Below are 22,316 nucleotides of genomic sequence, written 5' to 3'. Positions count from 1 at the left end.
CGTCGGCCACGTCCCGGCGCGGCCGCGACGACCTCCCCCCGAGGTCGAGCCGCACGGGTGAGGAGCCGCCAGATGGACACGCCCAGGACGTCCCTGTCCGCCCGCCCGTGCTTCGCCGGCGACATCGGCCCGGAGCGCCGGGAGATCGAGTGCGAGCCGGTGACCGAGCCGGCCGCCGCCCCGTCCGAGCCGGCGCCGGCGCCGGTGGCCCCGGCCCCCGCGGCCCCGGCTCCGGCGTGACGGCCGCGGGCGACCCGCCCCCGGACCCGCCCGCGCTGGTCGCCGGGGAGCTGCGGGGCTATCGGCGCTTCCGGCTGGCCGAGGACGGGCTCCGGCCGCCGGTGCACGTCGGCACGGGTCCCTGGAGCGGGGAGGTGCACTCCGCGCGGTGCACCGTCGACGAGGCGCACGTGCCGCCCGCCCGGGGGTGCGGCTGCGGCCTCTACGGCTGGTACCACCCGAGCCACACCGGGTTGGGCGCCGGGTGGGGGGACGTGACGGCGGTGATCGCCGCCCGCGGCCGCATCGTCCTCGGTGACACCGGGTTCCGGGCCGCCGCGGCGCGGGTCGAGGCGGTCAGCCTCCCGCGCCGCACCCGCCTGCGCCGGCGCCGGTGCGAGCGGCTGCTGGCCGAGCGGTACCCCCGGGCGGTCGTCTACCGGTCCCGGCGCCGCATGCTGCGCCGGCACCCGCCCGAGGACCTGTCCGCGCTGGGCATCACCGTCCGCCCCAGCCGGGCGCCGCGTTACCGCTGGGCGGCCCTCGCCGTGTGGCTGGTCGGCGTCGCGGCGCTGTGCTCGGTGGCGGTGGTCCCGCGGAGGACGCTCGCCGCGATGGGCCCGGCCGAGTGGCTGGCGGCCCTCGCCGGCTTCCTCCTGTGGCAGGGGACCCTGGTCTGGCTGGTGTTCCGGGGGTCACCGCCGCCAGGAGGCCGGGACGCGGGTCCGGCCGGTCAGGCGCCGCGGTAGGTGCCGAGCGTCCAGAGGTTGCCGTCGGCGTCGCGGACGTCGAACTGGTGGGACCCGTAGTCGGTGTCGTGCAGCTCGCGCAGGACCTCGACGCCGGCCATCCCGCGGACCCGCTGCCAGACCGCGTCGACGGTGGCCGGGTCGGCGGCGACGACGTAGACGCCCTGCGGGCCCAGGCCGCCCCAGTCCCCGGGCTTGCCGCGGCTGCCGAACATGACGCCGCCGCCGTCGGGCCAGCGCGCCTCGGCGTGCTCGACGGTCCCGTCCTCGCCGCGGTAGCAGGCCGTGACCACGAAGCCGAGCCCCTCGGTGAGGAATCGGATGCCGGCGTCGACGTCGGTGAAGCCGACGCTGGGCCAGACGGTGGGCGCGGGACGGTCGGTGCCGGTGGAGTGGGCGGGTGCGGTGGGGATCTCGGTGGTCATGTCCGGGAGGGTGCCTCCGCGGCGGCACCGGTGTCTTGGACGAATGGGAGCTCCTCGCGCAGCCAGGTCCCCACGCTGCACCCGGCCAGCGCCCGCCACTCGCGGGCCAGGTGCGGCTGGTCGGCGAACCCGCAGCGTGCGGCGACCTCGGCCAGGGACGGGCGCCCGGGAGCGACCAGCAGCCGCCGGGCGGTCTCGAACCGGGCGATCCGCGCGACCTGCTTGGGGGTGAGCCCGGTCGCGAGCCGGAACCGCTCGGTGAGGTGCCGCCGGCTCCACCCGACCGACGCGGCGAGGTCCTCGACCCGGCAGCGGCCGGAGCTGCGGTGCAGCAGCCGCCAGGTCTCCCGCACCTCCGGCGGCACCGGGTCGGGAGTGCCGTCGAGCCGGGCCAGCAACGCATCGTCGAGCCGGGCGAACCGCTCGGTCCAGCCGGGGGCCTCGGCGAGCTGGTCCACCAGCCGTTCGGCGGCGGCGCGACCGAGGACGTCGCCCAGGTCGACCGCGCGCTCGCCGAGCTCGCCCGCGGGCAGGCCGAGCAGGGCGCTCGCGCCGAGCGGGGTGAGCCCGTACTGCAGCCCGTCCTGCGGGCGGCTCGCATCGATCAGCGCCGGCCGGGTGTGCAGACCCCCGACCACGGCGTGGGCCGCGACCGCGCCCCCGAGGCCGGTGAGCCGCAGCGGCGCGGCCAGCTCGACGACCAGGGTCAGGTGGCGGGACGGCAGCCCGCGGTGCACCCCGGTCGGGTTGGCCTCGACCCGGTAGCCGTGCGCCTCGGCGACGAAGGGCCGCAGCAGGGGCGGCACGCGGTGCTGCACGAGGAGCACGGGTCCGCGACCTCCCGCTGGGTGCCGGCCGGTGGTCCGGTCATCCTGCCCACCGGCCGCCCGGAGGGGGAGGCGTTCCCGCGGGAACGCCCACCGCGGGAGGGGCCGGGACGACGAAGCGGCCCCGTCCCGGAGGGAGGAGGCCGCTGTCGGAGGGTGCGCCATCAGGGACTCGAACCCCGAACCCGCTGATTAAGAGTCAGCTGCTCTGCCAATTGAGCTAATGGCGCGTGTCGTCCGGCTCGGCCGGCAACGAGGGGAAACGATACCAGCGCCGTCGCAGGTGCCGTCGGGGTGGTCCCGGCCGGGCGTCCGCCCCTGTTCCGGTTCCGGCATGGACACTGGGACGACGGTGCAGGCGGCCGGAGCGGGGAACGGCTGCCGACGAGGGAGAGGGACACGCATGCGACGGACGGCCGCGCTGGTCACGGCGGGGGCACTGGCCCTGCTGACCGGGTGCCAGGGCAGCGACGGCGGCGGGTCGGCGAGCGCCGCACCCACCGCGACGGCCGCGCCGCCCGCGCCGGCCACGGTCGAGGTGTCCCCGGCCGACGGCTCGGCCGACGTGTCGCCGACCGTTCCGCTGGAGATCTCCGTCACGGACGGCGAGCTCACCGACGTCACCCTCGTCGACGGGGGTGGTGCGGCGGTGACCGGGTCGGTCGCGGACTCACCGGACGACCCGGCCACCGACGTCTGGACGCCGGACACCCCGCTGGCCTACGCCACCAGCTACACCCTGACCGCGACCGCCGAGGGCGCGGACGAGCAGCCGGTGGAGGCCTCCACCACGTTCACCACCGTCGACCCGGGCACGGTCACCACGCCGTCCATCGGGCCGCTGGACGGTCAGACGGTCGGCGTCGGCATGCCGATCCGCGTCTACTTCGACGAGCCCGTCACCGACAAGGCGGCCGTCGAGAGCCACCTCCAGGTGACCAGCTCCACTCCCACCGACGGCGTCTGGAACTGGTTCAGCGACACCGAGGTGCACTTCCGGCCGTCCCAGTACTGGCCGGAGAACACCGACGTCACGCTCGAGGCCGACCTCTACGGCATCGACTTCGGCAACGGCGTGTGGGGGGAGAAGGACCGCACCGTCTCCTTCCGCATCGGGGAGCGGCACGTCTCCATCGCCGACGCGTCGACGCACACCATGGAGGTCTACGACGGCGACCAGCTGGTGCAGACCTGGCCGATGAGCGCCGGCAGCCCGGACAACCCGAGCTACAACGGGGCGCACGTGGTGACCGAGCTCAACCGCGACCGGGTCATGGACTCCAGCACCTACGGCGTGCCGGTCGACAGCCCCGGCGGCTACCGGACGCCCGTGGAGTACGCCGTCCGCATCTCCGACAGCGGCGAGTTCGTGCACGCCGCCCCGTGGTCGGTGGCCCAGCAGGGGCGGGAGAACGTCTCCCACGGCTGCATCAACCTCTCCACCGACCGGGCCGCCTGGTTCTTCGACTTCTCGCAGCCCGGCGACGTCGTGGAGATCCGTGGCTCCAGCGCGGGCACGCTGCGCTCCGACATCTACGACTGGACCATCCCGTGGGAGGAGTGGCAGGCCGGCAGCGCGCTGACGTGAGCTGACCAGCGACCACGGCGTTTCCGCGCCCGGCCGGAGGGGAAGTGATCACTCCGGTCCCGAGTGGAGGAGATGGCCGTGGACACCTGGGTGATCGTGCTCATCGTCGTGGTGGCGGTGGTGCTGCTCGCACTGCTGGCCCTCACCCTGGCCAAGCGCAACCGGATCAACGGCGCGAAGAAGCGCGAGCAGGCGCGCGAGCACCTGCGCGAGGCCCAGCTGCGCGGCGCCCAGGCGGAGAAGGAGCGGGCCGCCGCCGAGGAGCAGGCCGCCCGCGCCCGGCGGGAGCGGGCCGAGGTCGAGGAGCGGACCCGGCTGGCCGAGCAGGAGGCGCAGCAGCGCGCGGCACAGGCCCAGGAGCACGCGTCGGCCGCCGACCAGCTGCGCGCCAAGGCCGAGAAGCTCGCGCCCGGGCTCGCCGACCAGCACGGTCGGCACGCCGACGGCACCTCTCCCGACGGCACGCCCGCCGGCGGCACGCCCGCCGACGGCCGCTACGCCGGTGGCCAGACCGCCGGCCCCGACCAGCCCGCGGGCGGCGCGACCCGCCGCTGAGTTCTCGCCCCTCGGACGGTCACTACGTCCGAGGGGCGATCTCTGCGCCCTGCCGTCGACCCGGAGGGCGCCATGACCGACCTGCTCGCCATCGGTACGCGCAAGGGCCTGTGGTTGGCCCGCAGCGACGACGACCGCCGCACCTGGACGCTGGGGGAGCCGCACCTGCTCGCCCAGGAGGTCGCCGCGGTGTCGATCGACACCCGCCGACCCACGCCACGGGTGCTCGCCGGCATCCAGTACGGGCACTGGGGGCCCACGGTCATGCGGTCCGACGACCTGGGCGCGAGCTGGCAGGAGACCGAGGCCGGCGCCATCCGCTTCCCCGAGGAGACCGGCGCCGCCCTCGCCCGTGTCTGGCAGCTGCGTCCCGACAGCCCCGAGCGGCCCGACGTCGTGTGGGCCGGGTGCGAGCCGCACTCGCTGTGGCGCAGCACCGACGGCGGCTGCACGTTCGAGCTGGTCCGCGGCCTGTGGGACCACCCGCACCGGCCGACCTGGGAGCCCGGGGGCGGAGGCGGGGCGGTGCACACCGTGCTGCCCGACCCGGCGTCGGACCGGGTGACCATCGCGATGAGCACCGGCGGGGTCTACGTCAGCGAGGACGGCGGGAACGGGTGGACGCCGCGCAACTCCGGGATCAGCGCGGTCTTCCTGCCCGAGCCCCCGCCCGAGTACGGCCAGTGCGTGCACAAGGTCGCCGTCGACGCGGCCGGCCCGGACCGCATGTACGCGCAGAACCACTTCGGCGTCTTCCGCACCGACGACGCAGGGAGGGCCTGGACGTCGATCGCCGGTGGCCTCCCGGCCGACTTCGGGTTCCCGATCGTCGCCTCGCCGTCCACCCCCGGGACGGCGTGGGTGGTGCCGCTGGTCGCGGACATGCAGCGGGTGCCACCCGGCGGCCGGCTGCGGGTGCACCGCACCCGGGACGCCGGCGAGACCTGGACCGAGCTGGGGGAGGGGCTGCCCGACGGCTTCTGGGCCGCGGTGATGCGCGACGGGTTCTGCGCCGACGCCGCCGACCCCACCGGGCTCTACGTCGGCACGCGGGACGGCTGCGTCTACGCGAGCTCCGACGAGGGCGACACCTTCACCCTGGTGGCCGACCACCTGCCCGACGTGCTGGTGGTCCGCGCGGCGCGGATCGGCGGATGAGCGTCGAGGTGGTGCTGCCCGGCGTGCTGGCCGACCTCGCCGGCGGGGCCAAGCACCTGCAGCTGGAACCGGGCGGCGGGACCCTCCGGGAGGTGCTCGACACGCTCGCTGCCGACCACCCGCTGCTGGGCCGCCGCATCCGCGACGAGGCGGGCGGGATCCGGCGGTTCGTGAACGTCTACGTCGACGGCGACGACGTCCGGTTCGCCGGGGGGCTGGGGGCGCCGGTGCCCGACGGCGCGGTCGTCCAGGTGCTGCCGTCGGTGGCCGGCGGCTGAGCCGAGCGGTCGGCCGGCCGGCTCAGAGCGCGGCCAGGGTGGCGCACTCGGCGCACAGCTGGGAGTGCTCGTAGCCCTCCGGCGGCCACACGGTCTGCTCGTCGACCGCGACGTAGGCGCCGCACAGCGCCTTGCGGCTGCGGCCGGTGACCCGGCCGATCGTGGCGTGCGCCGGCCCGATCTGCCGGGGCTGCAGGCCCTCGGGGCTGCCCACCGAGCCGACCATCACGACGGCGTGAGCGGTCCCGTAGGAGTAGGCGAGAGTCATGGGCCCCAGGGTCGTTCCGCCCGCCGGGGCCGACCAGCACCCCGGCGGGCGTGTTCGGCGCACCCGCCACAGCCGTCCCACCCGGCACGGGACGGCGCCGCGGTCACCGGCCCGGAGGGGACGACGCCGACGTCACCGCGAGGGCGCCCGGCGGTGCGGTGTCCGGGCCCCCGGCCGTCGCGAAGCTCCACGAGGCACCGGGGAAGCGGTTACCGGCAGCGTCCCGCACCCCGGTGGTGATCGACACGGTGTAGCGGGTGCCGGGGGAGAGGTCGACGGTGGGGTCGAGGGCGACCGAGGCCGTGGCGGGGTCGATCCGCAGCTCGGCGGGGACGGCGCGGCCGGTGGCCGAGTGCAGGCTCACCGAGGAGCGGGTGAGGCCGGTGACCGGCTCGCTGAACACGAGACCGACGAGCGCGTCGGGGGCGACCCCGGTGGCGCCGGACGCCGCGCTCTGCCCGGTGAGGGTCGGCCGCACCCGGTCCGGCGGCGGGGGGCCCTCGGTGGTGAAGCTCCACGTCGTGGCGGTCAGGGGGTGGCCGGCCGCGTCGCGGACCCCGTCGGTGACGCTCACCGCGTAGGTGGTGCCGGCGGCGAGCGGCGCGGCCGGGTCGAGGGTCGCCACCCGGGTGCGCGCGTCGTAGCGGACCGAGGCCCGCACGGCGCCGAGGCCCGCGGCCCGCAAGCCGACCGTGGTGGCCCCGACCCCGGTGACCGGCTCGTCGAACGTGATCCGGACGTCGTCCTCGCGGGGCGCCCCGGTGGCACCGGGTGCCGGGGTCCGGGCGCTGATCGTGGGGGCGGCGGTGTCCACGGTCGGCGCCGCGGTCGTGAACGACCAGGACACCGGGGCGAGCCGGTTGCCCGCCGGGTCCCGGACCTCACCGCCGAGGCCGGCCGTGTAGCGCGTGCCCGCGGCCAGCTCCGCCGTCGGGTCGAGGACCGCCGCGTGGGTGGCGGTGTCGTACCGGACGGTCGCGGGGACGGCGGCGCCCCCGCCCTCCGGGCGCAGCACCAGGGTCGTCGGGTCGACGCCGGTGACCGGCTCGCTGAAGGTGGCCGTGACCGTCGCGTCCCGCGGCACGCCGGTCCTGCCGTCGGTCGGGGTGGACCCGGTGACGGCCGGGACGGCGGTGTCGGGTGCGGGCCCGGTGGTGAAGGTCCACGAGGACCGGGCCAGGGCGTTGCCGGCCGCGTCGCGGATCCCCTCGGTCACGGTTGCCACGAGGGTGGCCTCGGGCGCGAGCGGGTCCGCCGGGTCCAGGGTCGCCACGCGCGAGGCCGGGTCGTAGGTGACCGTCGCCGGCACGGCGCCGTCCGGACCGGTGAGGGTGAGGGTCGTGCCGTCGACACCGCTGACCGGCTCGCCGAACGTCGCGGTGACCGGCGCGTCCAGGGGCACGCCCGTGACGCCGGACGCGGGGGCGGTCGCGGTCGCCACGGGGGCCGCCGTGTCCGCGACCTGCGGGGGCACGGTCTCGGCCGGCTGCTCGGGCTCCGGAGACGCCGGCGCGGCGGCCGTGTCCGCCGGCGTGGGGGTGCCGGTGCCCGTGTCCGCCGGCGCGGGGGTGTCGGTGGCGGCCTCGGTGGGGTCGGCGGCCGTATCCGCCGGCGTGGGGGTGCCGGTGTCCGTGTCCGCGGGGGTGTCGGTGGTCCCCTCGGTGGGGTCGGTGTCCGTGTCCGCCGGCGTGGGGGTGTCGACGGCGCCCTCGGTGGCGTCGGTGTCGGTGTCCGTGTCCGCGGGGGCGTCGGTGGTCCCCTCGGTGGGGTCGGTGCCGGTGTCCGGGAGCGGGGTGGTCTCGCCGTCGGGCAGCGGGGTGTCGCCGCCGGCCGGTGAGCCCTCGCAGCCCTCGGCGGGACCGGGGGTCTCGGCCGGCCCGCTGACGTGCATGGTCGCGACCGGCTGCGGCTCGTCGGGCGGTGGCGCCTCGTCGGGCGAGGCTGGCTCGTCGGGCGAGGTCGGCTCCTCGGGCGAGGTCGGCTCCTCGGGCGACGCCGGGTCCTCGGGCGACGCCGGCTCGGCCAGCACCGACGGCTCCTCGAGCGGCGGTGGCTCGTCGAGCGGCGTCTCGGCCGGCGCCCCGTCGGCCGTCCCCTCGACCGGCGGGAGGTCCGTCGTGGTCCCGGCGGACGGGACCTCGGCGTACTGGTCGTGCCCGACGCCGTGGCCGTTGCCCAGCAGCACCGCCCGCCGCTGTTCCAGCGCGAGGTCCTCGTCGTTGCGCGAGCCGGTGAACGGGGTCCGGTAGCGGATCTGGAACCCGCCGTCCGGATCGGTGGCGACCACCTCGTCGGGGTCGATCCGGTACCCGCCCGTGTCGGTGTGGAACTGGTCGGTCGCGAGCTCGGCGACCGGGATCGGCTCACCGTCGGCGTACCGGGCCACGCCGGACACCAGCACGTCGCCGGTGACCGGATCCAGGAACGGGGTGCCGGTCCACCGGAGGTCGTCGACGGTGACCTCGTCGACGTGGTCCGGCGTGGTGACGACGACCCGGTCGCCGGGGCTGATGTCCGGGGTCTGCACGTCCCAGCAGTCGCCCGGCTGCGCAGCGGCGCCCGCCGGCCGGCGGTTGACCGCCAGCCCGGCGCCCTCCGCGAGGGGACGGGCCGGCCCGCTCGCCCGCCCGAGGACGAGGTCCTCGCCGGTGACCGGGTCCCGGCGCAGCACCTCCACGACCAGCGGTGTCCCCTCGGGGTACCCGGACACGGCCACGGCGTCCGCGGCGGCGGAGACGGTGACGTGCTCGCCCTCGTCCACGCCCGGGCCGGTCAGGGAAGCCCGGGCCGGCGTGGCGCCGAGCAGGTCCTGGCCGATCAGGGCGAGGGCGGTGCCGGCCACCACCGTCGCGACGGCGCCGCGGTGGGTGCGACGGGGAAGGGACGAGCTGGGCATCGCGGCTCCCGGGTCCTGCGCGGTCCTGGGCTCCCTGCCGACGACGCGTGGCCGTCCGTCGTCCCGGACGACCGCGCCGCGACCGCTGGACCGACCCTGACCGGTCGGAGCCGCCCGCGGATCCCGAGTCGAGGGGGTGCCGGGTCCCCGAATCGGGGGGTGCGGCCGCCGGGCCGCGGGACGGCAGCGGTGACCGTGCGCACCACCCCCGGCCCGGCCACCGACGGTCGTGCCGCGCGGTAGGTTCCGCGGCATGGCAGTGCCCGGGGACGCGGCGGTGGGCGGGGACGGCGCGCGCGACCACCTGGGCGACGTGATGACCCGCGTGGCCCGGCAGCTCCAGGAGTCCCACGGCGACGTCGAGGCGACGCTGCACGCGATCACCGCCGCGGCGGTCAGCACCGTGCCGAACGCCGACGAGTGCGGGATCAGCTACGTGATCGGCCGGTCGCGGGTCGAGTCCCGTGCGCCGACCGGCGACCTGCCGCGGCAGGTCGACGCCCTGCAGGAGCACCTCGGTCAGGGCCCGTGCCTGGATGCGGTCTGGGAGGAGGACGTCGTCCGCGTCGACGACGTCGGCACCGACGAGCGCTGGCCGGAGTTCGCCCGGCAGGCTCCCGGCCTGGGGGTGCGCAGCATGATGTGCTTCCAGCTGTTCGTCCACGGCGACCAGATGGGGGCGCTCAACACGTACTCCTCCGAACCGGACGCCTTCGACGACGAGAGCCAGGACGTCGGGCTGGTGTTCGCCGCGCACGCCGCCGTGGCGCTGGCCGGCGCCGAGCACGAGGAGAACCTGCGTGCCGGGATGACCAACCGGGACGTCATCGGGCAGGCCAAGGGCATCCTCATGGAGCGGCACAGGCTCACCGCCGACCAGGCGTTCGGGGTGCTCGCCCGGGCCTCTCAGGAGTTGAACCGGAAGCTGGTCGACATCGCCCGCGAGCTCACCGACACCGGCGCGGTGCCCGGCGGGGACCGACTCAGGGACTGAGCGCCCGGATCGCGCGGTGGGGTGAGGTGCGAGCGGCTACTCGCGGACGACCCACACCTCGGCCGGGCCCTTCGGGGTGTCCTGCTGCTGCACCGGCTCGAACCGCTGGTAGACGCCGAACCAGCGGGGTCCGTCGTAGACCAGCACCGAGGAGGCCAGCTGCTCGGCGGGCACGTCGTCGATCTCGCCGTGCCGAGGGCCACCCCAGTGGAAGATCAACGGCATGGGGGCAGGCTAGCCGTCTCCCGTCGCGACGGTTCAGGGGCTGGCGTCCCCGGCGGGGGGAGTGACGAGGACGCCAGGCCGGGCGCTGGTCCGAGCGACGAGAGGCCCCGGTCGGTCACCGACCGGGGCCTCTCCGCAGGGGTGAGTGACGGGGCTCGAACCCGCGACACCCAGGATCACAACCTGGTGCTCTACCAGCTGAGCTACACCCACCGTGGCCCCGACCAGGTCGGGGCACCGGGACAACGATACCGGGCGGCTCAGGCCTCCGACGCGGCCGGGGGTGTGGTGCCCGGCTCACCGGCGTCCTCGGCGGCGAAGATCGCCGCGAAGGACTCGGTGACCTGCGCGGAGGCGGCCTGTGCCTCGGTCGTCGAGGGGCCGGAACCGTCCACGAACAGCGTCCTGCGGTAGTAGGCCAGCTCGCGGACCGACTCGATGATGTCGGCCAGCGCGCGGTGGGCCAGCCCCTTCTGCGGCTGGGCGAAGTACACCCGCGGGAACCAGCGGCGGGCGAGCTCCTTGATCGAGGAGACGTCGATCATCCGGTAGTGCAGGTGGTCGTCGAGCTCGGGCATGTCGCGGGCGAGGAACCCGCGGTCGGTGCCGATCGAGTTGCCGCACAGCGGTGCGGTCCGCCGCTCGGGGACGAAGCGCCTGACGTAGGCGAGCAGCTGCTGCTCGGCCTCGGCGACGCTGAGCGTCGCTGCCCGCACGGCCTCGGTCAGCCCGGACTTGGCGTGCATCTCGGTCACCACGTCGGCCATGCCGGCGAGGTCGGCGTCCGACGCGGAGATCACCAGGTCCAGCCCGGGGTCGAGGACGTTGAGTTCGGAGTCGGTGACCAGGACCGCGACCTCGATGAGCTTGTCCCGGGTCAGGTCCAGCCCGGTCATCTCGCAGTCGATCCAGACCAGGTGTCCCGCGCTGTCCGCCACGTCCGACGACCCTACGTCCCGCCTGGCACCACCGCCCCGCGTGTCGGCTCCATAGCGCACCCGCCACACCGGTGCCAGTCGGGGCTCGGGAACTGGGCCGTTCCACCACTAGGCTCGGCGGCGATCCGCCCCGACACCAGGAGTTCCGCCGTGCCCGCTGCCGCCGCACCTGCCGCGACCGACCGAGCGGTCCCCCCGGCTCCGGGGAACCTCGCCGCCGCTCTCGGGCACCCCCTGGCCACGCTGCGCTGGCTCTGGGCGGCCTACGCGACCCCGGGGCGGCCCGGCCGGCCCACGGCGCCGGAGGAGCTGCGCTGGATCTACACGGCGTGGTTGGGCGCGTTCCTGCTGAAGATGCTCGGCTCCTCCTGGGACGTCTCCTGGCACTTCAAGTGGCTGCGCGACGACCTGGCCCCGCCGCACCTGCTCAACTCCGCCGGCACCGCGGTGGTGATCGCGCTGGTGGTCTTCCACAGCTACACCGGCCACGGCGTCGACCGCCGGGCGCTGCGCCTGATGCAGGTGGGCATCGCCACCTTCCTGGTCGCCATCCCCATCGACATCCTCAACCACCGCATCAACGGCCTGGACATCACCAGCTGGAGCCCCAGCCACGCACTGCTCTACATCGGGACGGCGATCATGCTGGCCGGGGCGATCCGCGGCTGGTGGCTGTACGCCGCGCCCGGCCGCACCCGCGACCTCGTCTCGCTGGGGCTGTGGCTGTTCTTCGTCGAGAACGTCGTCTTCCCCAACCAGCACCAGGAGTACGGCGTCCTGTCGCTGCAGGCCTACGAGGCCGGCCGGACGACGGCCGAGCCGCAGCTGCTGGACTTCGCCGCGTCCCAGGGGCAGACGCCGACGATGTTCATGCTCCCGGTGCCCTCCTGGGTGCACCCGGCCTGGATGCTCTGCGCCGGCCTGCTCGCGCTGGTGGTGGCCCGCAGGCTGGTCGGCCTGCGCTGGACGGCGACCGCCGTCGCGGCCACCTACCTCGCCTACCGCGGCGTCATGTGGCTGGGGCTGGTCGTGCTGGACTTCCCGCCGTCGGTGCTCCCGCTGGCGCTGCTCGTGGGGGCGGTCGCGATCGACCTCGCGGTCACCCTGCGACTGCCGGGCTGGGTGGCCGGGCCCCTGGTCGCCGCGGCCTTCTACGCCGCCGGTGCCGCCCAGGACGCGATCGGCTTCCTGCCGCCCTGGAACTGGGACCCGGCGGTGGTGCTCCTGACCGGTGTCGTCTTCACCACCCTCTGGACGGCGGTCGACGCGGTGGGCCGCAGCCGGTGGCTGGCCGCCTGGGCGCGCCCGGTCGAACCCGGTCGCGAGGACGCCGTGGACCCGGTGGTGGGCGCGGCCGCAGGCGGCGCGCCGACCCGCTGAGGGCTCCGGCCCTCCGCGTCACATGACGTAACGTTCGGATGACAGAGCTCCGCCGGGGGCGGATCGCCGTCGATCCCCGTGCCCCGGCCCCAGCGCTGGCGCGGTTCCGTACCGCCCCGCCCGCCAGACCCGCTCGGAGGACGACGTGCTGCCCCTCACCCCCATGCCGCTGCAGACGGCGGGGGAGCGTGCGCTCTTCGCCGAGCTGACCCGCTGGGACACCGGCGGCGCGGTCCGGGGGGCGGTCGTGGCCTCCATCCCGGTCGTCGACGGCCCGATGGAGCGGCGGCTCTCCGACGCCGTCCTGTTCGTGCCGGAGGGGCTGGCGGTCGTCCGGGTCGTCGAGGTGCTCCGCCAGAGCGGCGTGGTGACCGCGTCGCCGGAGGGCGCCTGGACGATCGGGAGCGAGCCGGGCAGGCCCGGCGATGTGCTCCAGCTGTCCGGGGGCGGCTCCTCGCCCCTGGACGGGCTCATGCGCGCCGGCATGGACGCCGCCGTCCGGCTGCGGCGGGCGGGGCTCGAGCCCGGCCGGATCGCCCGGCTCACCGTGCTGGTCGGCGACCTGACCGGCCTGGTGCCCGCGGACGGCGACCTGGGCGAGGGCGACCAGGTCGCCCTGGCCGACCCGCGCTCGCTGCTGCTGGGCATCGCCCGCGTGGCGCGCTACACCGGCGTCGACAACCCCCGGCTCTGGACCACCGCCGACGTCCGCGCGGCCCTCGAGGCGCTGGGCCTGGCCGGCCGCGGCCCCACGGTGCAGGAGCTCAACGGCGAGGGTTTCCCGTACTCGCCCTACGTGCTGCGCACCCCCGAGCTGCTCGCCCCCGCCGCGATGACGGCCGCCCCCCGGAGCCCGGCTGCGGCCGCCGCTCCCGCCGCGGCCGCGCCGGCACCCGCACCATCCCCGCCGCCGGCCGGCCGGCCGCTGGTCGACCCCGCGGCCTCGGCCGCGGTGGCCGCCGCCGCCATCCCCGCCGCCGAGGAGGCCGCCGCCCGGGCCGCGGCGGCAGGGGACGCCGCGGTGGCCTCCGCGCCCACTCCCGTGGCGCCCGCGGCGCCGGCCGAGCCGGCCGCCGGGGCGTCCCCGGCCCGTCCGATGGACACCCTCGTCGGCCCGACCGTCGGCGTGACGGCCGACGAGACCGGTGGCATCGGCGGCCTGTTCGCCGGCGCCGAGCCGGAGGAGCGCACGCGGACCGCAGAGCCCGCCGCGCCGGTCGCCGCACCCCCGGCCGCCCGGCCGGCGCTGCCCGACGGGGTCCCGCTGGTCGGACCCCGGCGCCGCCCGCGGTCGGCGCGGCGCACCGCGGTGCTGGTGTCCGCGGCCCTGGTGCTGGTCGTCGTCCTCGGGATCGGCGCGGCGCTGCTGTTCGGCGGGAACGACGACGACCGCGCCTCGGCCGGCACCGGGACGTCGGAGGCGGGGGACACCACCGCACCGGCGGAGGTGGCACCGGCGCCCGCGGCCGGCGACCGCGAGGTGGTCGACGGCCGGACGTTCGTCGTCCGCGGCGTGCGGGTCGACGACACGTGCGCGGGCAACGCCTACGGCGCCGTGGCCGACTTCTTCGCCGACACGGACTGCGCCGGCCTGGGGCGGGCGCTGTACTCGACCGACGTCGAAGGGCGGCCGGTCGTCGTGTCGGTCTCGGTGGTCGACATGGGCGACCCCACGGCCGCGCGGGCGCTGCGCGCGCTGGCCGACCGCAACGGCAGCGGCAACGTCAGCGACCTGCTGCGCGAGGGGGTCCGCTACGACGGCGGTCCCGACCAGCTGTCGAAGGCGGAGTACGCCAGCGCGGTGTCCGGCAGCACCGTGACCATCGTCGAGACCGCGTGGGCCGGCGGCAAGAAGGGCAGCGCCGAGGACCTCGACGTCGTGGCGTCGGTGGGGCTGACGCTGCCGATGCCCGACCCGACCGCCTGAGGCGGCGAGGATCAGGGAACCTGATCCTGCTGCGTCCACCCTCACGATGGACGGTGGAGGAGGACGCTCCACGATCAGGTCGCCTGATCGTCGCCGGCGGCCTCAGGCGGTGGCGGCGGCCTCGGCCATCGCGGCGAGCAGGGCGGCCATCTGGGTCCGCGGCACGCGCCCGGCGCTGTGCGGGGTGGAGTTGATCAGGCCGAACACCGCGTGCGCCCGTGCCCGGCTCGCCGCGGCGTCCGCCCGCGGGTGCAGCCGGCCCAGGACGCCGACCCACACCTCCACGTAGCGGCGCTGCAGGCGGCGCACCTCTGCGGCCTCCTCGTCGGGCAGCGAGCCGAGGTCCCGGTCGTGCACGGTGATCAGTGCAGGGTTGTCGAGGGCGAAGTCGACCTGGAAGGCGATCAACGTGCGCAGCTGGGCGAGCGGGTCGTCCCCGGCGGCGGCCACCCGCTCGGTGCCGCCGGCCAGCAGCCGCTCGCTGATCCGCAGCAGCATCTCGGCGAGCATCGCGTCCTTGCTGGCGAAGTGCCGGTAGATCGCCGGACCGGTGACCCCGACCGCCGCGCCGACGTCGTCGACGCCGACCGCGCGGGCGCCGCGCTCGGCGAACAGCTGGGCCGCCGCCCGCAGGATCTGCTCGCGCCGGGACGGGCGTGCCGCGTCGGAGTGCAGCGCGGTGTCCACCTCGGTCACGGGAGGGATGTTAACGCTCGTTGACCGCCCCCGTGAACCGTCGTTAACATCGCCGCCGTGGACGCACCTGTGCTCTCCCGCACACCGACCGCCGACGGGGAGGCTGCCGCCCGCAACGCCGCGGCCCACGCCGCGCTGGCCGCGGACCTGGCCGGGCAGCTGCGCACCGTGGCCCTGGGCGGGGGCGAGCGCGCCCGGGAGCGGCACGTCGCCCGCGGCAAGCTGCTGCCCCGCGAGCGGGTGGACGCGCTGCTCGACCCGGGCAGCCCCTTCCTCGAGCTGTCCCCGCTGGCCGCGCACGGCCTCTACGACGGCGAGGCCCCGGCCGCCGGGATCATCACCGGCATCGGGCGGGTCTCCGGCCGCGAGTGCGTGGTCGTCGCCAACGACGCCACCGTCAAGGGCGGCACCTACTACCCGATGACGGTGAAGAAGCACCTGCGGGCGCAGGAGGTGGCGCTGCACAACCGGCTGCCCTGCGTCTACCTGGTCGACTCCGGCGGGGCCTTCCTCCCGATGCAGGACGAGGTCTTCCCCGACCGCGAGCACTTCGGCCGGATCTTCTTCAACCAGGCCACCATGTCCAAGGCCGGCATCCCGCAGATCGCCGCCGTCCTCGGGTCCTGCACCGCCGGCGGTGCCTACGTGCCGGCGATGAGCGACGAGGCGGTCATCGTCCGGGAGCAGGGGACGATCTTCCTCGGCGGGCCGCCGCTGGTGAAGGCCGCGACCGGCGAGGTCGTCACCGCCGAGGAGCTCGGCGGCGGCGACCTGCACAGCCGGGTCAGCGGGGTCACCGACCACCTGGCCGAGGACGACGCCCACGCGCTGCAGCTCGTCCGGCAGATCGTCGCCACCCTGGGCCCGCGCAGCCCGCGCCCCTGGGACGTCGAGCCGGCCTGCGAGCCGCTGTACCCGCCGGAGTCGGTCTACGAGGTGGTGCCGCCGGACCCGCGCACCCCCTACGACGTGCGCGAGGTGATCGCCCGGCTGGTCGACGGCAGCCGGTTCGCCGAGTTCAAGCCCCTCTACGGGCAGACGCTGGTCACCGGCTTCGCGCGGCTGCACGGCCACCCGGTCGGGATCATCGCCAACAACGGCGTCCTGTTCAGCGAGTCGGCGCTCAAGGGCGCGCACTTCATCGAGCTGTGCGACCGCCGGAGCATCCCGCTGCTGTTCCTGCAGAACATCACCGGCTTCATGGTGGGCCGCGACTACGAGGCCGGCGGCATCGCCAAGCACGGCGCCAAGATGGTCACCGCGGTCGCCTGCGCCCGCGTGCCCAAGCTGACCGTCGTCATCGGCGGCTCCTTCGGCGCGGGCAACTACTCGATGTGTGGCCGGGCGTACTCGCCCCGGTTCCTCTTCACCTGGCCCAACGCCCGCATCTCGGTGATGGGCGGGGAGCAGGCGGCCTCGGTGCTGGCCCAGGTGCGCCGGGACGGGCTGGAGGCGCGCGCCGAGGAGTGGCCGGCCGAGGACGAGGAGGCGTTCAAGAAGCCGATCCGCGACCAGTACGAGCACCAGGGGCACCCCTACTACGCCACCGCCCGGCTGTGGGACGACGGCGTGATCGACCCCGCGCAGACCCGCACCGTGCTGGGGTTGGCCCTGTCCGCCTGCGCCAACGCGCCGTTGGAGGACGTCGGCTACGGCGTCTTCCGGATGTGAGGGCCGCGCCCGTGCCGAAGACGACGCGCGAGCGAGCATCGCAGGGAGCGTCAGCGACCGAGGAGCGGTACGAGTGCGGAGCCGAGTGATGAGCACCTTCGACACCGTCCTGGTCGCCAACCGCGGCGAGATCGCCGTTCGGGTCATCCGCACGCTGCGGGCCATGGGCATCCGCTCGGTGGCCGTGTACAGCGCGGCCGACGCCGGGGCGCGGCACGTCCGGGAGGCCGACGTCGCCGTCCCGATCGGCCCGGCCCCCGCCGTCGAGAGCTACCTGTCCATCGAGCGGGTGCTCGACGCCGCCGTCCGTGCGGGCGCGCAGGCGGTGCACCCGGGCTACGGCTTCCTGTCGGAGAACGTCGAGTTCGCGCGGGCCTGCGAGAAGGCGGGGATCGTCTTCATCGGCCCGCCGGTCGCGGCCATCGAGGCGATGGGCGACAAGATCCGGGCCAAGCGGACCGTGATGGCCGCCGGCGTGCCCGTCGTCCCCGGCCGGACCGAGCCGGGCATGGACGACGACACGGTGGCCGCCGCCGCGGTCGAGGCCGGCTTCCCGGTGCTGCTCAAGCCGAGCGCCGGCGGGGGCGGCAAGGGCATGCGGGTGGTCCGGTCCGAGGCCGAGCTGCGTGACGCGATCGCCGCCGCCCGGCGGGAGGCCCGCGGCTCGTTCGGCGACGACACCCTCCTCGTCGAGCGCTACATCGGCTCGGCGCGGCACATCGAGGTGCAGGTGCTCGGCGACGCGCACGGCACCGTCGTCCACCTCGGGGAGCGCGAGTGCAGCCTGCAGCGGCGGCACCAGAAGGTCGTCGAGGAGGCGCCGTCCCCGCTGCTGTCCCCGGCGCAGCGGGCGGCCATGGGGCGGGCCGCCGTCGAGGCCGCCCGCGCGGTCGGTTACACCGGTGCGGGCACCGTCGAGTTCATCGTCGACGCCGAGCGGCCGACCGACTTCTTCTTCCTCGAGATGAACACCCGGCTGCAGGTCGAGCACCCGGTCACCGAGATGGTCACCGGCCTGGACCTGGTCGAGCTGCAGGTGCGGGTGGCGGCTGGGGAGCGGCTGCCGTTCGGCCAGGACGACGTCCGGCTCGACGGGCACGCCATCGAGGCCCGGCTCTACGCCGAGGACCCCGCCCGCGGCTTCCTCCCGCAGACCGGCACCGTGCTGGGGCTGCGCGAGCCCACCGGCGCCGGCATCCGGCTGGACAGCTCGCTGGCCGTCGGCTCGGTCGTCGGCACCGACTACGACCCGATGCTGGCCAAGGTGGTCGCGTACGGCCCCGACCGGGAGACCGCGCGGGCGCGGCTGGTCGGCGCGCTCGGGCACACCGCCGTCCTCGGCGTGCCGACCAACACCGCCTTCCTGCGGGCGCTGCTCACCGACCCCGACGTGGTGGCCGGCCGGCTGGACACCGGGCTCATCGAGCGGCGCGGGGAGGCGCTCACCGCGGCAGAGCCGGTGCCGCCGTCCGTGTACGCCGCGGCCGCCCTGGCGCTGCTCGTGGAGGCCGAGCCGGCCGGACCGCTGGTGGACCGCTGGGACGTGCCCGACGGCTGGCGGCTCGGTGAACCGGCCTGGACGGTGCGCCGGCTGCAGGCCGCCGGGGGCGAGCCGGTGACCGTGCGGGTCCGCGGGCGGGCCTCGGCAGCCGAGGTCCGCGTGGGGGACGGCGACCCGGTGCCCGCGTCGGCGGAACGGGACGGCGGCGAGCTGGCCGTGACCCTGGACGGCGTCACGTCGCGGTACGCCGTCGTCCACGCCGGCGGGGACGTCTGGCTGGCCGCGAACGGCCGGGTGACGGCCTTCCGCGAGCACGAGCGGCTGCACTCCGCGACCGAGGGTGCTGCTGACGGCGGCGTGGTCACCGCCCCCATGCCGGGGACGGTGACCGTGGTGCAGGTGGCGCTCGGCGACCGGGTGGAGGCGGGGACCCCGCTGCTGGTCGTCGAGGCGATGAAGATGGAGCACGTGCTGACCGCCCCCGTCGCGGGGACGGTCGCCGAGCTCTCGGTGGAGGCCGGCCGATCGGTCCGGCTCGACGAGCAGGTGGCCGTGGTGACCCCATCGGCCGCCGACGAGGGGGAGTGACCGACGGTGCTGGACTACCGGCTCGACGAGGAGACCGAGGCCCTGCGCAAGGTGGTGCGCGAGTTCGCCCACGACGTGATCGCGCCGCAGATCGGGGAGTTCTACGAGCGCGACGAGTTCCCGACCGCGATCGTGCGGCAGATGGGTGAGCTCGGCCTGTTCGGGCTGCCGTTCCCCGAGGAGTACGGCGGGTCGGGGGGCACCTACTTCGACCTGTGCGTGGCGCTGGAGGAGCTGGCGCGGGTCGACTCGTCGGTGGCGATCACCCTCGAGGCCGGCGTCTCGCTCGGCGCGATGCCGATCCACCGGTTCGGCACCGAGGAGCAGAAGCGGCGCTGGCTGCCCCGGCTGTGCACCGGGGAGGCCCTGGGCGCGTTCGGGCTGACCGAGCCCGGCGGCGGCTCGGACGCCGGCGCCACCCGCACCACCGCGCGCCTGGAGGACGGCCACTGGGTGGTCAACGGCTCCAAGGCGTTCATCACCAACTCCGGCACCGAGCTGACCGAGCTGGTGACCGTCACCGCGGTGACCGGCACCCGCCCGGACGGCGGCAAGGAGATCTCGGCGATCGCCATCCCCTCCGGGACGCCGGGGTTCACCGTCGGCCAGCGGTACTCGAAGGTCGGGTGGAACGCCTCGGACACCCGCGAGCTGTCCTTCAGCGACTGCCGCGTGCCGGAGGAGAACCTGGTCGGCGAGCGGGGGCGCGGGTACGCGCAGTTCCTGTCCATCCTCGACGAGGGCCGGATCGCCATCTCCGCGCTGGCGGTGGGCCTGGCGCAGGGGTGCGTCGACGAGTCGGTGAAGTACGCCGGGCAGCGGGAGGCGTTCGGGCAGCCGATCGGCCGCAACCAGGCGATCCAGTTCATGATCGCGGACATGGAGGTGCGGGCCTCCACCGCGCGGCTGGCCTACTACCGGGCGGCGGAGAAGATGCTGCGCGGCGAGCCGTTCAAGCGCGAGGCCGCGATCGCCAAGCTCTACAGCTCGGAGATCGCGATGGACAACGCCCGCTACGCCACCCAGGTGCACGGCGGCTACGGCTTCATGAACGAGTTCCCGGTCGGCCGCTTCTACCGCGACGCGAAGATCCTGGAGATCGGCGAGGGGACCAGCGAGGTGCAGCGGATGCTCATCGCCCGCGACCTCGGCGTCGCCTGACCGGGGCGGCTGACTGGGCAGGGAGCACGCCGTCCCCCCGCGATCATGGAGTCCGGGATGCGACACGCGGGCGAGGGTCGGCGTGTCGTCCCCGCGGCTCCATGATCGCGGCAGGGGGGGCCGCGGCAGGGGGGGGTGGGCCGCTCCGCTCAGGCGGTGACGTCGACGAGGACCTTGCCGACAGCGCCCTCCTCGACGGCCCGCTGCGCCTGCGGGGTCTCGGCGAGCGGGAACACGTGCAGCGGCAGCCCGGCGTCGTCCCCGACCCGGACGGCGCCGTCGAGGACGGCGGCGTTCACGTCCTCGACGGCGATCGCCTTGGCCCGCTCGGGCTCGGTGTAGACGAGGACGAACTGCCAGCGGACGTTGGGCCCCATCTGAGCGCGGACCGGCAGGGTCACCTCGTCGCCGCCGTTGTTGGCGTAGACCGCGACCGCGCCGTGCAGGCCGACGACCTGCGCGTCGACGGCGGCGTTCTGCGCGGGGGCCACCTCGACGACCGCGTCGACGCCCTTCGGGGTGATCCGGCGGACCTCGGCGACGACGTCCTGCTCGCGGTAGTCGACGACGTGGCTGGCCCCCGCCGCGGCGGCCAGCTGCGCCTTGCGGGGGCTGCTGACCGTGGCGATGACGGTGGCGTCGGCCCAGCGCGCCAGCTGGATCGCGGCGTTGCCGACCGCGCCGGCGCCGCCCTGCACGAGCACGGTGTGCCCGGTCAGCGAGCCGGGCCCCAGCCGATCGGGGAGCGACTCGGCGACGGTCAGGCAGCGGTGCGCGGTGAGGAACGGGATGCCCAGCGCCGCACCCAGCTCGAAGGACGGGGCGGCGCCGAGCAGCACGACGTGCCGGGCCGGGACGACGGTGTACTCGGCGGCGGTGCCGAACGGCCGCTGCCAGGCCGCCTCCCAGATCCACACCCGCTCGCCGACCAGCACCGGGTCGACCCCCTCGCCGACGGCGTCCACGGTGCCGGAGCCGTCCTGGTGGGGGATCTGCCCGTCCGCGCCGAACGCGGCGCCACCGGTCGCGCCGCTGCGGCTCTTCCAGTCGGTGGGGTTGACCCCGGAGAAGGCCACCCGCACCCGCACCTCGCCGGGGCCGGGCTCGGGGGTGGGGCGGTCGACGAGCTGGAGGACGTCCGCGTCGCCGGTCTGCGTGTAGGTGATGGCTCGCACGGGTCCTGCCTACCCGGACCGGGCGGGGTACCGCAGCCCGAGACCGCGGTCAGTCGGCGCTGGGCACGCGCTCGGGCACGGCGACGGTCAGCAGGACGACGGTGTCCTCGTGCGCGGTCAGGGCGTGCCGGCGCGGCGGGATCGGCGCCAGCTGGTGCGGACGGAGTTCCAGGACGTCGTCGCCGGCCACCAACCGGACCGAACCGCGCAGCACCAGCAGGCTGGCCGCGCCGGGCGCTTCGTGCTCGGCGAGCGACGCACCGGCCAGGAGTGCCAGCACCGCCTGGCGCAGACCCTCCGCGGGGTGCGGCAGGGACCGGGCGGCCCGGCGGGCTGAGGAGGCGGCGGCCTGCGCCAGCAGCTGGTCGGCGAGTTCCTGCAGATCGGTCACGGGTCCTCCTCAGCGCCAGGAACGGGTCTCCGGACGGCATCCCAGCACGCGGGTCACCTCGCGGGCAGCGTCCTCGTCGGCATTGACCAGCACCGGGCGGGGCGTGCCGGCGAACAGCGGGAGGTCCGAGGGGCTGTCGCTGTAGACGGCGACCCACGGCGGCGGGTGGCCGCGGTCGGTCAGCGCCGCCACCTTCGTCTCCCCCATGGCGCGCCGGACCCGGAGCGGCCACAGCGACCCGGTCGAGCCGACGACGTCGACGTCCCCCAGGCCGAGGGCGGTGAGGAACCCGCGGGCCATCGTCTCCTCGCAGCCGGTCGCCACCACGACCCGGTGGCCCTGCCACTGGTGCTGCCGCACGCAGGCGACGGCCTCGGCGACGGCGGCCTCCGGCCTGCGGGCCAGGGCGCGGCGGTAGGCCTCGGCGATCGCGGCCACGTCGCCGTCCGGCTGCCGGCCGACGGCCACGCGGGTGAGGAGGCGGGCGGCCAGTGGACGGGTCCAGGGCAGCGCGGCGCCGACCAGCAGCAGGGGGGCGAGGACCAGCAGGGGCAGGACGCGCAGCGGCGCCTGGCGCAGCCGGCCGGAGAGGAACAGCGTCGAGGCGTCCCCGCCGAGCAGCACCTTGTCCAGGTCGACCACCACCGTCGGGCTCATCCCGGGGGTGTACCGGAGGGCACGGGCGCGGGAAACCTGCGTGTCCGCA

General features: G+C 75.8%; 22 protein-coding genes and 2 tRNA genes. 12 read left to right on the top strand and 12 right to left on the bottom strand.

What is annotated here, in order from left to right:
• Positions 1-72: 72 nt before the first annotated feature.
• Together ACI79C_RS12585 and ACI79C_RS12580 are read left to right on the top strand one after the other, a co-directional pair.
• On the top strand, positions 73-240 hold the full coding sequence (locus tag ACI79C_RS12585; RefSeq protein WP_456945991.1) for a hypothetical protein: 168 nt from the start codon (positions 73-75) through the stop codon (positions 238-240).
• Positions 237-968 carry a hypothetical protein gene (locus ACI79C_RS12580; RefSeq protein WP_456945990.1) on the top strand — a complete coding sequence of 244 codons (732 nt, stop codon included), beginning with the start codon at positions 237-239 and terminating at the stop codon, positions 966-968. The genes ACI79C_RS12585 and ACI79C_RS12580 overlap by 4 nt, the downstream gene beginning before the upstream one ends.
• Here ACI79C_RS12580 and ACI79C_RS12575 read toward each other — a convergent pair.
• The 3 genes from ACI79C_RS12575 to ACI79C_RS12565 all read right to left on the bottom strand — a co-directional run bounded on the left by ACI79C_RS12575 (position 953) and on the right by ACI79C_RS12565 (position 2,450).
• On the bottom strand, positions 953-1,393 hold the full coding sequence (locus tag ACI79C_RS12575) for a VOC family protein (protein ID WP_456945989.1): 441 nt from the start codon (positions 1,391-1,393) through the stop codon (positions 953-955). The genes ACI79C_RS12580 and ACI79C_RS12575 overlap by 16 nt on opposite strands.
• Positions 1,390-2,220 (bottom strand): helix-turn-helix domain-containing protein, encoded by an 831-nt coding sequence (locus tag ACI79C_RS12570; RefSeq protein ID WP_456945988.1) that lies wholly within the window; start codon positions 2,218-2,220, stop codon positions 1,390-1,392. The genes ACI79C_RS12575 and ACI79C_RS12570 overlap by 4 nt, the downstream gene beginning before the upstream one ends.
• Positions 2,221-2,377: 157 nt before the next feature.
• Positions 2,378-2,450: transfer RNA gene (locus tag ACI79C_RS12565), tRNA-Lys, on the bottom strand.
• Between the two features lie 173 nt (positions 2,451-2,623).
• Between ACI79C_RS12565 and ACI79C_RS12560 the strand changes: the two genes are divergently transcribed.
• From ACI79C_RS12560 to ACI79C_RS12545, 4 genes are all read left to right on the top strand, one after another.
• Positions 2,624-3,808, top strand: a complete 1,185-nt coding sequence (locus ACI79C_RS12560; RefSeq protein WP_456945987.1) for a L,D-transpeptidase — start codon at positions 2,624-2,626, stop codon at positions 3,806-3,808.
• Between the two features lie 78 nt (positions 3,809-3,886).
• Positions 3,887-4,363 carry a hypothetical protein gene (locus tag ACI79C_RS12555; RefSeq protein ID WP_456945986.1) on the top strand — a complete coding sequence of 159 codons (477 nt, stop codon included), beginning with the start codon at positions 3,887-3,889 and terminating at the stop codon, positions 4,361-4,363.
• 72 nt (positions 4,364-4,435) lie between these two features.
• Positions 4,436-5,521, top strand: coding sequence for a WD40/YVTN/BNR-like repeat-containing protein (locus tag ACI79C_RS12550; RefSeq protein WP_456945985.1), 1,086 nt, complete (start codon positions 4,436-4,438; stop codon positions 5,519-5,521).
• Positions 5,518-5,799, top strand: a complete 282-nt coding sequence (locus ACI79C_RS12545; protein WP_456945984.1) for a MoaD/ThiS family protein — start codon at positions 5,518-5,520, stop codon at positions 5,797-5,799. Before ACI79C_RS12550 ends, ACI79C_RS12545 begins: the two co-directional genes overlap by 4 nt.
• 22 nt (positions 5,800-5,821) lie before the next feature.
• On the opposite strand, the gene ACI79C_RS12540 is transcribed toward ACI79C_RS12545, so the two are convergent.
• Positions 5,822-6,067, bottom strand: coding sequence for a hypothetical protein (locus tag ACI79C_RS12540; protein WP_456945983.1), 246 nt, complete (start codon positions 6,065-6,067; stop codon positions 5,822-5,824).
• Positions 6,068-6,170: 103 nt separating this feature from the next.
• On the bottom strand, positions 6,171-8,963 hold the full coding sequence (locus ACI79C_RS12535; protein ID WP_456945982.1) for an Ig-like domain-containing protein: 2,793 nt from the start codon (positions 8,961-8,963) through the stop codon (positions 6,171-6,173).
• A gap of 253 nt (positions 8,964-9,216) precedes the next feature.
• On the opposite strand from ACI79C_RS12535, the gene ACI79C_RS12530 reads away from it, so the two are divergent.
• Positions 9,217-9,957, top strand: coding sequence for a GAF and ANTAR domain-containing protein (locus ACI79C_RS12530; RefSeq protein ID WP_456945981.1), 741 nt, complete (start codon positions 9,217-9,219; stop codon positions 9,955-9,957).
• A 36-nt stretch (positions 9,958-9,993) separates the two neighbouring features.
• On the opposite strand, the gene ACI79C_RS12525 is transcribed toward ACI79C_RS12530, so the two are convergent.
• From ACI79C_RS12525 to orn, 3 genes are all read right to left on the bottom strand, one after another.
• On the bottom strand, positions 9,994-10,182 hold the full coding sequence (locus ACI79C_RS12525) for a hypothetical protein (RefSeq protein WP_456945980.1): 189 nt from the start codon (positions 10,180-10,182) through the stop codon (positions 9,994-9,996).
• Between the two features lie 140 nt (positions 10,183-10,322).
• Positions 10,323-10,395, bottom strand: a tRNA-His gene (locus ACI79C_RS12520).
• Positions 10,396-10,442: 47 nt separating this feature from the next.
• Entirely contained in the window at positions 10,443-11,120 is a 678-nt protein-coding gene (orn, locus tag ACI79C_RS12515; protein ID WP_456945979.1) for an oligoribonuclease, read from the bottom strand.
• A 150-nt stretch (positions 11,121-11,270) separates the two neighbouring features.
• On the opposite strand from orn, the gene ACI79C_RS12510 reads away from it, so the two are divergent.
• Together ACI79C_RS12510 and ACI79C_RS12505 are read left to right on the top strand one after the other, a co-directional pair.
• On the top strand, positions 11,271-12,500 hold the full coding sequence (locus tag ACI79C_RS12510; RefSeq protein ID WP_456945978.1) for a hypothetical protein: 1,230 nt from the start codon (positions 11,271-11,273) through the stop codon (positions 12,498-12,500).
• A gap of 145 nt (positions 12,501-12,645) precedes the next feature.
• Positions 12,646-14,427, top strand: a complete 1,782-nt coding sequence (locus tag ACI79C_RS12505) for a hypothetical protein (RefSeq protein WP_456945977.1) — start codon at positions 12,646-12,648, stop codon at positions 14,425-14,427.
• A gap of 102 nt (positions 14,428-14,529) precedes the next feature.
• Here the strand turns inward: ACI79C_RS12505 and ACI79C_RS12500 are convergent, their stop codons facing one another.
• Positions 14,530-15,123: an SACE_7040 family transcriptional regulator gene (locus ACI79C_RS12500; RefSeq protein WP_456945976.1), complete on the bottom strand. Its 594-nt coding sequence runs from the start codon at positions 15,121-15,123 to the stop codon at positions 14,530-14,532.
• Between the two features lie 57 nt (positions 15,124-15,180).
• Between ACI79C_RS12500 and ACI79C_RS12495 the strand changes: the two genes are divergently transcribed.
• The 3 genes from ACI79C_RS12495 to ACI79C_RS12485 all read left to right on the top strand — a co-directional run bounded on the left by ACI79C_RS12495 (position 15,181) and on the right by ACI79C_RS12485 (position 20,044).
• On the top strand, positions 15,181-16,794 hold the full coding sequence (locus tag ACI79C_RS12495) for a carboxyl transferase domain-containing protein (RefSeq protein WP_456945975.1): 1,614 nt from the start codon (positions 15,181-15,183) through the stop codon (positions 16,792-16,794).
• Positions 16,795-16,882: 88 nt separating this feature from the next.
• Entirely contained in the window at positions 16,883-18,883 is a 2,001-nt protein-coding gene (locus ACI79C_RS12490) for an ATP-binding protein (RefSeq protein ID WP_456945974.1), read from the top strand.
• 6 nt (positions 18,884-18,889) lie between these two features.
• On the top strand, positions 18,890-20,044 hold the full coding sequence (locus ACI79C_RS12485; protein WP_456945973.1) for an acyl-CoA dehydrogenase family protein: 1,155 nt from the start codon (positions 18,890-18,892) through the stop codon (positions 20,042-20,044).
• 149 nt (positions 20,045-20,193) lie between these two features.
• Here ACI79C_RS12485 and ACI79C_RS12480 read toward each other — a convergent pair whose 3' ends face one another.
• From ACI79C_RS12480 to ACI79C_RS12470, 3 genes are read right to left on the bottom strand one after another with little or no spacing between them, the layout of a single operon-like run.
• A complete protein-coding gene (locus tag ACI79C_RS12480) occupies positions 20,194-21,219 on the bottom strand; it encodes an NADPH:quinone reductase (protein WP_456945972.1) in 1,026 nt (341 codons plus the stop codon).
• A 49-nt stretch (positions 21,220-21,268) separates the two neighbouring features.
• A complete protein-coding gene (locus tag ACI79C_RS12475; protein WP_456945971.1) occupies positions 21,269-21,610 on the bottom strand; it encodes a hypothetical protein in 342 nt (113 codons plus the stop codon).
• 9 nt (positions 21,611-21,619) lie between these two features.
• The gene (locus tag ACI79C_RS12470) at positions 21,620-22,267 is read right to left on the bottom strand and encodes a haloacid dehalogenase-like hydrolase (protein WP_456945970.1); all 648 of its coding nucleotides are present in this window, start codon (positions 22,265-22,267) and stop codon (positions 21,620-21,622) included.
• Positions 22,268-22,316 lie beyond the last annotated feature (49 nt).

Source organism: Geodermatophilus sp. SYSU D00697 (assembly GCF_054050175.1).
Note: the sequence above shows the minus strand (reverse complement) of the source record. Positions and strands in the feature narration are given on the sequence as shown.

Coding starts and splice junctions, on each gene's coding strand:
- ACI79C_RS12525 (WP_456945980.1), bottom strand. CDS start 10,182: ATGCCGTTGATCTTCCACTGGGGTGGCCCTCGGCACGGCGAGATCGAC.
- ACI79C_RS12550 (WP_456945985.1), top strand. CDS start 4,436: ATGACCGACCTGCTCGCCATCGGTACGCGCAAGGGCCTGTGGTTGGCC.
- ACI79C_RS12545 (WP_456945984.1), top strand. CDS start 5,518: ATGAGCGTCGAGGTGGTGCTGCCCGGCGTGCTGGCCGACCTCGCCGGC.
- ACI79C_RS12535 (WP_456945982.1), bottom strand. CDS start 8,963: ATGCCCAGCTCGTCCCTTCCCCGTCGCACCCACCGCGGCGCCGTCGCG.
- ACI79C_RS12490 (WP_456945974.1), top strand. CDS start 16,883: ATGAGCACCTTCGACACCGTCCTGGTCGCCAACCGCGGCGAGATCGCC.
- ACI79C_RS12540 (WP_456945983.1), bottom strand. CDS start 6,067: ATGACTCTCGCCTACTCCTACGGGACCGCTCACGCCGTCGTGATGGTC.
- ACI79C_RS12530 (WP_456945981.1), top strand. CDS start 9,217: ATGGCAGTGCCCGGGGACGCGGCGGTGGGCGGGGACGGCGCGCGCGAC.
- ACI79C_RS12585 (WP_456945991.1), top strand. CDS start 73: ATGGACACGCCCAGGACGTCCCTGTCCGCCCGCCCGTGCTTCGCCGGC.
- ACI79C_RS12575 (WP_456945989.1), bottom strand. CDS start 1,393: ATGACCACCGAGATCCCCACCGCACCCGCCCACTCCACCGGCACCGAC.
- ACI79C_RS12560 (WP_456945987.1), top strand. CDS start 2,624: ATGCGACGGACGGCCGCGCTGGTCACGGCGGGGGCACTGGCCCTGCTG.
- ACI79C_RS12470 (WP_456945970.1), bottom strand. CDS start 22,267: ATGAGCCCGACGGTGGTGGTCGACCTGGACAAGGTGCTGCTCGGCGGG.